This is a genomic window from Pirellulaceae bacterium, from assembly GCA_019636385.1.
Taxonomy (GTDB): domain Bacteria; phylum Planctomycetota; class Planctomycetia; order Pirellulales; family Pirellulaceae; genus Aureliella.
Genome location: JAHBXT010000001.1, coordinates 1,118,891 through 1,132,433, shown reverse-complemented (window position 1 = coordinate 1,132,433; position 13,543 = coordinate 1,118,891). Strand labels below are relative to the sequence as shown.

Here is a 13,543-nt window from a genome sequence, read left to right as displayed (position 1 = left end):
GGGGTTTGTGGAGAGTTTGAATGTATCGTATTTCGATTCTGGCGACGGGAATGCTGTGGCTGGTGGCTCATGTTGGTGATCCAGGGCGAGTGTGTGCCGAGGACTGGCCAACCTATCGTCACGATCAACGGCGCAGCGGTGCGACCGTCGAGCAGGTGGATGCTTCGCGGTTGACGGTCGCCTGGCAATGGCAGTCGCCTCTGCCACCGGCCCCCGCCTGGCCCGATGCGGCACGTTGGGATGCCTACGCACTGGTCGACGGCATGAAGTCTATGCGCAATTATGATCCGGTGTTTCATCCAGTAGTCGTCGGTCGTCGCGTTTATCTGCCCAGCAACACCGACGATACGCTGCGCTGCTTGAATTTAGATAGTGGCCAAGAATTATGGCAGTATACGGTGGATGCTCCCATTCGCATTGCGCCGACAGTGTATCAAAGTAGCGTCTATTTTGGGGCCGACGATGGCTGTGTCTATGCGCTGGAGGCTGAAACCGGTCGGTTGCGCTGGCAAGCGCACGCCGGCCAAACACAGCAATGCTTTTTGAACGATGGTCGCGTGTGTTCCTTTGAACCGGTTCGCAGCGGAGTCCTGATCGACTCCCAGGCAGGGTGTGGAATCGTATCAGCAGGCATGTTTCCTTGGGAAGTCACGCGCATTGTCGCGCTGAATCTGTCGGACGGTTCAATCGTCTGGCAACGCGACTTGGGTACAGGCTGGAGTCTGGAAGGTGCGATGCTGCTGAGTAACGATCACATCATCGCGCCGCAAGGTCGCTCGGCTCCGCAGTTGCTAACTCGCACGGCTGGCGAGTCACTTGGGCCTCTGGAAGGCGGCGGGGGTTCGTTCGTCTTGCTGACAGATGACGATGCGGTGTTGCATGGTCCGGGCAACAAAGAAGGCTGGATCACGCAGTCGCAAGTTGGGAATCGTCAACGCATCGCGACATTTGAGCGGGGGACCGCGATGGTCGTCGATCAAAACAGATCGTATCTCTTGGATGATCTACGACTTTCAGCCATGGAACGTCACACCAATACAGTGCTCTGGTCGGCGGAGTGCCCGCAGTCGAGTGAACTGGTGCGCGCCGGACAGACGCTGTTCGTGGGAGGTGTGGATGTGGTGCGAGCGTTCGACGCAACAACTGGGGCCTTGTTGTGGAGGCACAGCGTCCAGGGGCGCGCTTTGGGTCTGATCGTCGCCAACGGCTACCTGTTGGCTAGTACCGACGCGGGCATCATCTACGCCTTTGCACCCACAGGCTCGCCTCAACAACATGATCTGCCGGGCAACGTACCAGAGAATCAACAGGCGTTCAGCTTTCTTCAACCAGCGCCCTTGCCGGTTGTAGACCAAGATGCTGGTCTATTGAGCCGTTGGGTGTTCCACGCGAATCGGTTGATCAGCTACGGCAAGGACAACAAGCGTCGCGCCGTGAAATCCTTATTGCAAGGTGCGACCCAATCCCAGGAGTCAGCGCCGTCTGAGAAGTACATTGCCCCGCTACCAGAAAAGTTCCGTTTTGCGCAAGCCGGCAGGGAGCAGGCTCTCTTGCTTGATGGTCGGACAGACAGCGTGATTGCTACCAGCCATCGGCGAATTGCGCATCCCACCCAGGCGGTGACGGCTGCCGCTTGGGTGCGCATTGACCGGCCAGCCGAAATCGGCGGCATCGTGTCGATGTTGGATCAAGAAGGTCAGTACCCTCAAGGCTGGCTGTTGGGCTTTCGCAATCAACAGTTTTGCTTTGCGCTGTCCACAAAAGACGGAGCGGAACCGCTGACGTGGGTCCAGTCGGATGCCGATAAAATGACGATTGGTGGGTGGTCTCTGGTAGTTGGCACGTACGATGGCCAGACAGCCAGACTGTATGTTGACCAACGTCTCGTGGCCAGTTCGACCCAACAGCGTGGGCCGATAGTCTATCCAACCCGAGCGGCCTACCGCATTGGTGCCTATGGCACACGGCAAGATTTACAACGCATGGAGGGGATGATCAATGAAGTGCGAGTGTACGATCGAGCCGTCAGTCAAGCGGAGATCGCCACCCTGTATGCTGAAAAAGCGGAACGCTTTCCACAGCCAGCTTCTGAGGCGGAGTTAACAGAACGTTCCAAGTACGTTGGCGAAGTAGCCTCCGGACTTGCGGCTGGCCCGATCCTGGAATTTACCGCGCCACAGACCGCGACAGTGCGCTGGTGGACCCATCACAGCCAGCCCAGTGTGATTCAGTTGCAAGAGCATCCCTATGCGAAGACAACGGTCCGTGTCACCAGCGCACAGCAGCCTACCAACGAGCACACGGCTGAAATCCAAAACGTTCGGCACCATGAATTGATCAAATATCGCATTGGGCAAAATGCGCTCGAGCAGGCGACAGATGATCGGCCTCACCTGACCGGCTACTACGAGTGCGATGGGCATTTCGATTTCCAGCGTGCGACTCTTCCCGATTCGGATTTGGGCTTGAATCTGTTACAGGCTGCCAGGAGCGCTATTGCCATGACCGGCCACACAGAGCCGCGCGGGTTGGCGATTGTGGTTGGAGCGCACGACGAAGCGCGGTTTGCTGAAGCGGTATGCCGACAATCGGGCCTGGATGTAATTGTATTGGACGCCGACCAGCAGCGCGTCGCAGCGGCTAGGAGTCGATTGCTGCGGGTAGGTGTCTACGGTCGGCCAGTCAGCGTGCGACATGTGTCCGACTTTGCCAGTTTGGCCTTGCCTAATCGCACCGCCGACTTCTTAATGGTCGCCCCGGTCGGCAGTGATCTTGCGGCACCTAACGAATTGTCCAGCCAGCTCGGCTCCGTTAGTCTCAGTCAGTTGGCGCTGAAGGTCCAGCCGCGGGGTAGCCTGGTCCTTCCCGCTGCACTGGTAACTGCAGAATTGCTGTTAGCAGACGATTCAGGTCGTTCGCTGGAGCGAAAAGACGCAAAGCCTTCTGATAAATCGTTAGCGCACCCTTGGACGACGTTGTTGGTACCGCAGCGTAGTGGGGCGGCCGATTGGTCGCACATGTACGGTAGCCCTGACAATTCCGCCTTTGCTGGCGAAATGCTGGCCGGTGCCAGCCGTCAAGCGGATTTGAAATTGGTGTGGGCTGGCCGTCCAGGACCGCGTTATCAGTCGGATCGCGGCAACCGCAAACCATCACCACTGGCTGCCGGCGGACGGTTGTTCTTGCAAGGGTTGCGGCGCGTCATCGCCGTGGACGCCTTCAATGGAACTATTCAGTGGGGACTCGAATTGCCTGAGGTCATACGCTTTAACGTACCTCGCGACTGCGGTAACTGGTGCGCTGATAGTCAGCACCTGTATATTGCGGCACGAAGTCGGTGCATGGTTGTCGATGCGGCCAGCGGGGCGATCGCTACGCAATTGAATGTCTACGATCCAAGACAGCAGCAATTGCAATGGGGTTTCATCGCGCGCCACGAGCGGTTTCTTATCGGCAGTTCCGTCGTTCCAGGCGCTGCCTTCACCGAGTTTTGGGGCGGCGAGAATTGGTATGACGAGAAATTTGGCGAGCATACCAAGAAAGTTTGCTCAGACGCTTTGTTCGCCATGGAACCGGAATCGGGTCAGTTGATTTGGACCTACGACGACGGGTTGATTGTGAATCCCACAATTACAATTGCTGACGGTTGCATCTATTTCTTAACCTGCCGAGATCAGCAGCTCAAGCAACGATCCGATCGTCGCTTGAATGACGATGCCTTTTGGGCAAACTTGCATTTAGTTGCACTCGACGCGCAGTCGGGCTCGACTCTGTGGGACGTACCTGCCCAGCCCATCGATGGCAGAATCGCAGTCTATCTGGCCAGTTCGGCAGGCAAGCTGGTTCTGGTCACCAGCAAAGATGGAGCGTTTTCGGCCTACGCGCTGGATGCGGCCAGTGGCAAACAGTTGTGGCGCGGACAGTACACCTGGGAAGCTGACCATCATGGCAAGCACCTGTCGCGACCGGCTATTGTCGACGGACAGATTTATCTGCGCCCGCTGACGTTGGATTTGCATACCGGTAAGGTGCTATCCGAGGCGTTCCCCAAAGGACACCAGTGCGGTTCGTACTCTGCTAGTCGCTATGCTATGTTCCTGCGGGCTGGTGAGTTAGCCATTTGGGATCGCACGACAGGGCAATCGGATCGTTGGCAGCGAGTCCGCCCGGATTGTTGGATTTCCACCATACCGGCTCAAGGTATGTTGTTGTCTCCGGAAGGCGGTGGCGGCTGCTCGTGCGGTGGCTGGATCGAAACTTCCATGGCCTTCGGACCGACGATCGAACAAGAGCTTGGCTGGCCGCCACCGCGAGAAGACACGGCTAAACCATAGCGTGGCCCACCGTCAGTGCAGACAGCGATTTGGCTGAGTAGTTAGCGCGCTTTTTAGATTGCATTGCAGCTACAGCGAGAATGCTCTGTGATTTCAAAGTTCCATATTTCCGTGCTACGGACAGTTACAATCAGCCTACTGCTGTTGGCTGGATTGGGCTGGCCTTCACAACTGCTGGCCTGCCGCTATACCGTGCGAGATATCGGTTTCGCACCGCTACACGACCCTGAATTCTCGCTGGTCATTACATGGTCGCATCCTAATTGGTCACCTGAGTTGTCCAGTCCAGTTCGACCGGCGCAGTGGCTGCAGCCCCTGAAGACGCTCTTGGCAGACTCGAACGTGGCTGTGGTCAGTCGCTACGCAGAGGCAGGCGGAAGCGCCAAGGAAACGGATGTTGTGCAGGAAACCAGTACGGCCGTCGTGACCAGCGTTAGCCTCCAGGATCGGTATGGCCGACGGTACGATCTGAGCCAGTCATTTCAGAAGCTGACGGCGCCGAGTCAATTAACCGAGTGGCTTAACGCCCACATTTTTACCGCTTTGCTGAGCACCATAAGTAGGCAAGCTACGCATTCGTTTGCGCTGATCGTTGTTGTCCAGGGCGGCGATCCTGCCGAAAATGAGCGGGCTATTCTTGTGGCGGATCAGGCTGGTGAAGCGCTAAAAAAAGTTGAGCGACTGTTGCCGCGTCCCATCGGCTTTCCCGTTGGCAAAGTCATCGTTCACCCCGCTCAGCGTGGCCAGCAGCCTATGCTGCTGTGGGCATTGGGTGATGACCGACAGTATTTGCCAGGCTCGGCCAAACTAGCAGTTGTTTATGGCCGAGGACGCCTGGCTGGTCCGGTGCTGCACGGTCAGGAAATCGACCTACGGAGTGTTCTTGCCCAACTGGCTTTGGTAGGGCAGTCTTGCGAATGCCAAGGCGATCATGCCTGGACGGAACTATCCTCGCTGCCTGTTCGTTGGTCGGCTACTGAGCGCGAGGAATTGGCCGACCAGTTGGGGTTTAATCCTGCCAGCCCGTTGGTACAGGCCGAAATGCTGCGGATTGTTTCCCAGAGCAGAAAGACGTCCAGCAATTCTGGGACTTCATCGGCAGCCAGCCGTGATGCCATCGAGCGACTGTTGATCGGATACAGCGAGACGGATTTGACAAGAGTGGGGACGCAACGTCCATCCGATGATGCCAACACAGCATTAGAATTCAATCCCGCAGCCCAAGCAGATACTTCGCCTGCCAATGCATCCAAGGCTACTGGCAGTGATTCAGCATCTCTCGGCACGGGCCTAAAGGCACAGATTATCACCGGTGACGGCTGGGGATTTGAGACGGTCCCGTCAACCACGGAGCCAAAGCATGCGCTCGATTCTAATCGGTCTTCAGACCAGGAAGCAGACGCTATGCACCGACCAGTCATCGTCGGTCGCCAGGAGGCTGATCAAATCGGTGCCCCCACTACCTTGCGATTTATTCTGCTGTCGGCAGTCTTGATCGTGGGGCTAACCATCGTTGCGGTAATCTGCTGGATCAGCCGCAGCGGTTTCCGCAGCTGACAACTCTGAACGAAACGTCGTGAACTCATAGCCGCGTTGGAGTAGCTCGGCTGTGACGACACGATACCAGTGCTCCATGGGGGGCCAGCCGTCAGAAAAATAAAGATCGTGAAAGTTGATGACGAAGTACGGCAATCCACGCTGCTGCGCTTTTTCGATGCGTGTCCACGTTTCTTGACAGTAGCTGCCTACATCCTGACTCGCTAGACGCCGTAGCTCAACGTCCATAAGCGAAATGGGGAACTCGATCAAGCTGCCAATTCGAACCGGTGGCCGGAGGGCTAACTGCGTCGAGTCGTATCGAAAGCCCGCGTCTTGCATGTAGTCCATGGTACGTTCGGACATTCGTAGGTAATGGTTACGGATACCAAGTACCTCCTGTCCCAGAACGTCTTCTAATCGCCGCTTCTCTTCACGCAGCTGGTCGCGGTCATCGAATGCCATGCCATGCAAGCCAATATCGACGCCGGCGGCATGCAACCGGCGAATCAGCACCGCGGCCCGCCGCCAGGAATAGGATAGATTGAGTCCCGGTCGCATCCCGAAAAAGTAGGTTGCCGGGATTCCCATTGATTGATTGTAGCTGTGGAGAGGCCCGATCCGATTCAATTGCCAGCCAAAGCGTTTGGCAGCGGCCAGCGGTGAGATACGTCTGCCGGCCAAGTCGCGTAGGGTCCTTAGGACAACACCGGGCAAGTACGTGTCCGCCCAGTGTTCGCCCAGATACAGGTGGTCAACATCGTGCGACACTATGATTTTCATGGGTGAAATTCTTGGTGGCAAACTTCCCTGGCAGCACCCAGCAGCGACGGCTCCCACAACCTACCAAAGGTATTTATACTAGACAAGATTCTGCACTCCTTTCCCCCGGTCGAGTTTCATGAGTATCCAAGTTTATCTTAGTGGTCGCCTGGTTCCCAAAGAGCAAGCCATGATCAGCGTTTTCGATCACGGTCTATTGTACGGTGACGGCGTGTTCGAGGGCCTTCGAATTTACTCGGGCAAAGTTTTTCGACTTAAAGAGCATTTAGATCGCCTGTGGAATTCGGCTCGGGCGATTCGCTTGGAGATTCCAATCACCAAGGAACAAATGTCGGTTGCCGTGCAGCAAACGGTCGCTGCCAACAAGTTGACGGACGGCTATGTGCGACTGGTGGTTACCCGCGGGTCGGGCACCTTGGGGCTGGACCCCAATCGCTGTGCCAATCCAGAAATCATCATCATCGCCGATCAGATTGCACTCTATCCTAAGGAAGATTACGAACAAGGACTGCGCATCGTCACGGCAGCCACTATTCGCAACCACCCGGCGGCGCTGAATCCGCGTATTAAGTCGTTGAACTATCTGAACAATATTTTGGCCAAAGTCGAAGGCCTGCAGGCCGGTTGCAAGGAAGCGCTGATGTTGAATCACAAAGGCGAAGTTGCCGAATGCACCGGTGACAATATCTTTATCGTTCGTGGCGGTCATGTGTTCACTCCGCCCAACGACGCCGGGATATTGGAAGGCATCACCCGCGGCGTGGTGTTGGAACTGGCCGCTAAGCTAAACATTCGAGCGTCGGAAGCGCCTCTCACGCGACACGATATTTTCCTGGCCGATGAATGTTTTCTAACCGGCAGTGCCGCCGAAGTGATTCCGGTGATCGAGTTGGATGGCAGAAAGATTGGCACGGGCCTGCCAGGTCCAATCACGGTGCGACTGCTGGCCGCGTTTCACGAGGAAGTTCGCAATTAGTCGGTCCTGTCGAGCTGGCTCTACCGAGTGCTGCCGAGTATCCAACCATGAACGATCTGGCTACTGCGACCAAGCTCGCCGAATATAAACCAAAATGCAAAGTGCGCTTCGTGACGGCGGCCAGCCTGTTCGATGGACACGACGCCAGCATCAATATCATTCGGCGCATCCTTCAGAGCATGGGGGCCGAAGTGATTCACTTGGGCCACAATCGCTCAGTCGAAGAAATCGTTACTGCTGCGCTGGATGAAGACGTTCATGGAATCGCCGTCTCCAGCTATCAAGGCGGGCACATCGAATTCTTCCAGTACATGATCGACTTGCTTCGGCAGCGTGATGCAGCAGAGATCAAGGTCTTTGGAGGCGGTGGTGGTGTGATCGTGCCTGACGAGATCGCTCAATTGCATCGCTACGGTGTGTCACGCATTTTTTCGCCGGAAGATGGCCATCAACTGGGCCTGCAAGGTATGATCGGCTGGATGTTGGCAGCTTGTGACGAAGACTTGTCACCGCGAGCGCCCGGCCACGTCACCGCCCTGCAAAACGACGATCCAACCGCCCGCTGGCGCAGCTTGGCCCGGGCAATTACCGCCATCGAATTGGGAACTTACGAAGATCGGCTGTTGCAGTCGATACGAAGCACGGCAGCAGGGCAGTCGGTTCCCGTGATTGGCATTACCGGTACCGGTGGAGCGGGCAAGAGCTCGCTGACCGACGAAATCGTGCGCCGTTTTCGGTTGGATCAGAATGACCGGCTGCAAATCGCGGTGATCTCCATTGACCCATCGCGACGGCGCAGCGGCGGCGCGCTGTTGGGTGATCGCATTCGTATGAACGCCATCGGAGCATGGCGAAGTTCTGCCGATCACAGCCCGATGCAGGCAGCATCTGCCCTATCGCGTGTCTACATGCGCTCGCTGGCTACGCGCGCCGTTGGCGGCGAGATCAGCCCTGCCCTGCCCGATGTGATTGCCGCCTGTAAGTGCGCGGGCTTTGACCTGATCATCGTCGAAACATCAGGCATCGGTCAAGGTGACGCAGCCATCGTGCCGTTGGTCGACGTGAGTCTGTACGTTATGACGCCTGAATACGGTGCAGCCAGTCAGCTCGAAAAGATTGAGATGCTGGACTTCGCCGACTTCGTGGCTATCAACAAATTCGATCGCCGCGGCGCCGCCGACGCTCTGCGCGATGTCAGCAAGCAAATGCAGCGCAATCGCGGCAATTTTGATGTCAGCCTGGAACAGATGCCGGTCTTTGGCACAACGGCCTCGCGATTCAACGACGACGGTGTCACTGCCCTGTACCAATCGCTGTTATCACGGCTCGGTAGTTTGGGTCTGAAGCTTGGCGACTCAAAACTGCCGCCAGTAGCGACGCGCTTTTCAACGCAGCAAGTGCCCATCGTGCCGCCAGAGCGCAGCCGCTATCTGGCTGATATCGCTGATGCGGTGCGGGGTTATAAGCGATATGCTCTGCAGCAAGCCAAAGTAGCCCGACAGCGACAGCAGCTGGACCAGGCTGCGCACATGCTGAAGCGCGAATGCGGAGAAGAAAATGAGAATTTGCAGGCACTGATCCGGCAACGTGATAGTTTATTAGATGACGCAAGTCGCCGATTACTCGCAGGCTGGCAGGCGTTACAGGAGCGTTATGCTGGTGACCAGCAGGTAGTGACGGTTCGCGATCAGGAATTTGTAACACAGCTAACCCATACCACCTTGTCTGGCAACAAGATTCGTCGAGTCGCACTGCCGCAGTATCAGGACGATGGCGAGCGGCTACGCTGGTTGATGCTTGAAAATGTGCCTGGTTCGTTTCCCTTTACGGCCGGTGTGTTCGCTTTCAAGCGTGATAACGAAGATCCGACGCGCATGTTCGCTGGCGAGGGCGATGCCTTTCGCACCAATCGGCGCTTCAAGATGTTGTCGGCTGGCATGCCGGCCATTCGCCTGTCCACAGCGTTTGACAGCGTGACGCTATATGGCAATGATCCGCACCAGCGGCCCGATATCTACGGCAAGGTCGGCAACAGCGGCGTGTCGATAGCCACGCTGGAGGATATGAAGGTGCTGTACTCCGGCTTTGATCTGACGGCTGCCAACACCAGCGTCAGTATGACCATCAATGGTCCCGCGCCAACCATCTTGGCGATGTTTATGAACGCCGCCATCGATCAGCGCATCGATAAATTCACGGCCGAACATGGTCGCGAGCCAACGTCCACGGAGCAAGCCGAGATTCGCGCCTGGACGCTCCAAAATGTGCGCGGCACGGTACAGGCGGATATTCTCAAGGAGGATCAAGGGCAAAATACCTGCATTTTTTCCACGGAATTCTCGCTTAAGGTGATGGGCGATATCCAGCAGTACTTTGTGCAGCACCGAGTGCGCAATTTCTACTCGGTCAGCATCAGCGGTTATCATATTGCTGAGGCCGGTGCCAATCCGATCAGCCAGTTGGCCTTTACGCTGGCCAATGGCTTTACGTTTGTGGAAGCCTATTTGGCGCGTGGCATGGCGATCGACGATTTCGCACCCAATCTGAGTTTCTTCTTCAGCAACGGCATGGATCCGGAGTACACAGTGATGGGTCGGGTGGCTCGCCGCATCTGGGCAGTGGCCCTGCGCGAGCGTTATGGAGCCAACCAGCGCAGTCAGAAGTTGAAATATCACTGTCAGACCAGTGGCCGTAGCTTGCACGCTCAAGAGATCGACTTCAACGACATTCGCACGACGCTACAAGCGCTCATCGGTACCTACGATAACGCCAATAGCCTGCACACTAACGCTTTTGATGAAGCCATCACCACTCCCACCGAAGACAGTGTGCGGCGAGCGATGGCCATCCAATTAATCATTAATCGTGAGTGGGGCTTGGCCAAGAACGAAAACCCCAATCAAGGCAGCTTCATCATCGATGAATTGACCGAGCTGGTCGAAGAAGCGGTGCTCCGCGAGTTTGAGGCCATCAGCGGACGCGGCGGAGTGCTCGGCGCTATGGAGCTGGGATATCAGCGCGGTAAGATTCAGGAGGAGTCGTTGCATTATGAACAGTTAAAACATTCCGGCGAATTCCCCATCATCGGCGTCAACACCTTCCGCAATCCGCAGGCTGATCCAGTGCCCCCAACCATTCAGTTGGCGCGCTCATCGGATCAAGAGAAGGACAGTCAATTACAAAGGTTGCGCCAGTTCCAAGATCGCCATGCACACAGCGCGCCCGCCATGCTCCAACGTTTACAACGCGCGGTCATCGACAACGACAACGTGTTTGCAGTGCTGATGGAAGCCGTGCGCTGTTGTTCGCTGGGGCAAATCACGCAAGCGCTGTTTGAGGTCGGTGGCCAATACCGCCGCAGTATGTAAATAGCGGTAGCTCAATGTGAATCAAGTTGGTAGTTGCGGTCGGCATGGCCCTGACGGCTAACATGGCAGTGTTCACAGAAAGTGACTATCCGACAGCCATGGAGATGATCATGGTGTATTCTCGGATGTTCCAATGCGCGGCAGGTGGGAGTATGCCGCTGGCACGGCGGGAGTTTGGGTTCCGCTGAGGGGCTGAGGTGGTGGCGCGTTTTGGCGACACGTGGCGCATAAGTCCTCGACAACCCACTTATAGCTGGGAACGCTCTTGTTGATGGTCTGTTTCATCAGTTTTTTCTTGGTGTACAGCTGTGCGCCGTTAGGTATCCATTCGGTCCACGTGAATTTTTTAGGTTTGGCGCTGACCGGTTTTGCTTTGCCGCCACTCTCGGTGGGGATGAGCTGCTGGCAGTGATCACAGTCGGGCAGGCTGTGGTTCGGAACGCAGAAATCTTCACACTGGCAGCCCCAACAAATCACCTCGACTTTCTTCTCTTCGCAAACCAAGCGACAGACCTTGGTGCAGGCTGCATGGCAGCCACAGCATTGACATTCATGCGCTTCAACTACACAGGCTGTGCATAGTACAAGCCAGCCGACGACCGCGCCCCAAGCAGACGGCCAGCCAGGCAAAGCGAACTTTTGGACTTGTAGCGATGTCATGTACACACTCCGTGTGATGAGGCGGCCTGTAGATTAAGGTGGACAAAATGTGACGTAAACAGTCTCACGGGGTATTACCAATTCACGTCGAACCGCATGGCGAACAAGTCTGAATCGGTGGCTCCAAATACTGTATCGCGGCTGGTGATGGGGTGAATCCAGTCGAACATAATGCGGGTGCGATCGGACCAGTACCAGTTGAATCCAACCGTCAGGTCGTTGTATTGTCCACGATCAACGTCGGTCAAATTGAGATGCGACCAGCGCGCCTTGGCTTCCCAGGCCCCCCAGCCGCAACCGCCGCGAGTTGCAAAAAAATTGGTGAACGGCCGATTGCGACCAAACTGGGCGCCATGCTGTCCAAACCGCTCGTAGGTTCGACTTTCGCCTGTCAAGAAATAGCTCAGGTGCGAGTAAGCTCCACCGACATACACCGCATCGCCGGAAAGCAGATTGACTTTGGACAGAAAGGCCTCGTTTTGGATGGTTATGGCCCCCCACACCACGGCCAACTCCAAGTTGCCGGTACTGTACGACCCAGCAGGCAGGCTACCGCTGTCAATCAGAATGGGCCCACGTTGGATTTGTGGGCGAGCCCGAAACCGCGCGATGTTGTTGTACGGGTTAGTGTGCATGACGCCGACGCCGGTGTGCAGCAGATATCTACCGCCAGAAGGTTCGTCAAAGAAGGGCAGCCAATTCAATCGGCCACTTACGCGATTCCCTTGCCGATCGCCAAAACGCGTCTTCACTGTGTCGTTAATCTCGTCAAAGAAAACGCCGCTAGCCCAACTCAAATTCTGATCGGCCGAACAGTTGTAGCAAGCTAGGCCCACTTCACGATCGGCAGCAAAGATGCCCTGCGACGGAATGGACCTTTCGTTGAAGATGTTCATTGTGTCGTTTGTAACTTGCTCCAAACTGAACGGCACAAAAAAGTTTCCGATGCGCAGGCGACCCAGCAGCGGAATCTCGTTCATAGAGACATAGGCATCTTTGACATCCGGCGAGGCAAACTGGTTATCGTGCGATCCCTGCCCGGGTTCCAGTGTCACCTGCAATCGGAAATCGAAGACGCCGTAGCCAGTGCCATCGGCCACCAACCGCAGACGACGATAGCTGAAGTAGTTTTCCGCGTCCACGATGGCCGGATCAGCATCGGCCCAGGTGATGTAGTCCATTTGAATATGTCCACCCAGTTTGACATTCCATTTGTCATTGGACATATCCACCCAATTGTCTTGGACCTTTTCGGATGGTCGTTTGTCGTCAGCAGCTTTGTCTGAAACAGTTTTCCGACTAGCGGACTGTTCTTCGGCGAATTGATCTTGGGCAACTTGAAGGGCTTTCTCTAACGCTTCGACTCGTTGAGCTAGATTTTGATTGACGTCCAACGGGTGTCCTGCCTGCGTCGAATCCGCACGATTCACTTGCATCGGCACGTCTTCGCCATTTGACGGCGAGGTAAGCACCATTGCGGCAGACTCAGATACCAACGGAACGGCTGGCAAGTCGATGTACTGATACGGGCTGGGCGGTGGCGCAGGGGGACTTTGGGCCGGCGCGGTTTGATTGAGGAACAGCGCAATCCCGAGAAACGTTACCGGGCATAGAGTTCCCGCGCACCTAACGAACTTCCAGCGCGTGGGCTGACCAAAACTGCCGGGCCAAGGCATAGCCACTTTTTCCAATCTACGCGCATAGAGCTACCGTGATTTCGGTATGCTGATGTGCATTGACCTCAATGTGTCGCAGCCTCTCGGAGGTGGAGTCAGCTGGGGTGGCACGCTGGTTATTGCAACGATGCAATCGACTCATGTAATAATGTCACCCTCATGAGAGTGATCGTCAGAATCGGCAAGTTTCTTTATAGAAATGCAGTTTTT

The 13,543-nt window shown here is 56.1% G+C and carries 7 protein-coding genes; 4 read left to right on the top strand and 3 right to left on the bottom strand.

Features of this window, described 5'->3' with window-relative positions; genetic code table 11:
• Nucleotides 1-20: 20 nt before the first annotated feature.
• Complete coding sequence (locus tag KF752_04355; protein MBX3420770.1) at nt 21-4,334, top strand: PQQ-binding-like beta-propeller repeat protein; 4,314 nt, start codon at nt 21-23, stop codon at nt 4,332-4,334.
• A gap of 87 nt (nt 4,335-4,421) precedes the next feature.
• Complete coding sequence (locus KF752_04350; GenBank protein MBX3420769.1) at nt 4,422-5,891, top strand: hypothetical protein; 1,470 nt, start codon at nt 4,422-4,424, stop codon at nt 5,889-5,891.
• Here the strand turns inward: KF752_04350 and KF752_04345 are convergent.
• Entirely contained in the window at nt 5,838-6,653 is an 816-nt protein-coding gene (locus KF752_04345) for a hypothetical protein (protein ID MBX3420768.1), read from the bottom strand. The two genes, KF752_04350 and KF752_04345, sit on opposite strands and share 54 nt — an antisense overlap.
• A 118-nt stretch (nt 6,654-6,771) precedes the next feature.
• On the opposite strand from KF752_04345, the gene ilvE reads away from it, so the two are divergent.
• Together ilvE and KF752_04335 are read left to right on the top strand one after the other, a co-directional pair.
• Nucleotides 6,772-7,629, top strand: a complete 858-nt coding sequence (gene ilvE / locus KF752_04340) for a branched-chain-amino-acid transaminase (GenBank protein MBX3420767.1) — start codon at nt 6,772-6,774, stop codon at nt 7,627-7,629.
• Between the two features lie 47 nt (nt 7,630-7,676).
• Nucleotides 7,677-10,997: a methylmalonyl-CoA mutase family protein gene (locus tag KF752_04335; protein MBX3420766.1), complete on the top strand. Its 3,321-nt coding sequence runs from the start codon at nt 7,677-7,679 to the stop codon at nt 10,995-10,997.
• A 108-nt stretch (nt 10,998-11,105) separates the two neighbouring features.
• Here the strand turns inward: KF752_04335 and KF752_04330 are convergent, their stop codons facing one another.
• A complete protein-coding gene (locus tag KF752_04330; protein ID MBX3420765.1) occupies nt 11,106-11,657 on the bottom strand; it encodes a hypothetical protein in 552 nt (183 codons plus the stop codon).
• 74 nt (nt 11,658-11,731) lie between these two features.
• Nucleotides 11,732-13,333, bottom strand: a complete 1,602-nt coding sequence (locus KF752_04325) for a hypothetical protein (GenBank protein MBX3420764.1) — start codon at nt 13,331-13,333, stop codon at nt 11,732-11,734.
• Between the last annotated feature and the right edge of the window lie 210 nt (nt 13,334-13,543).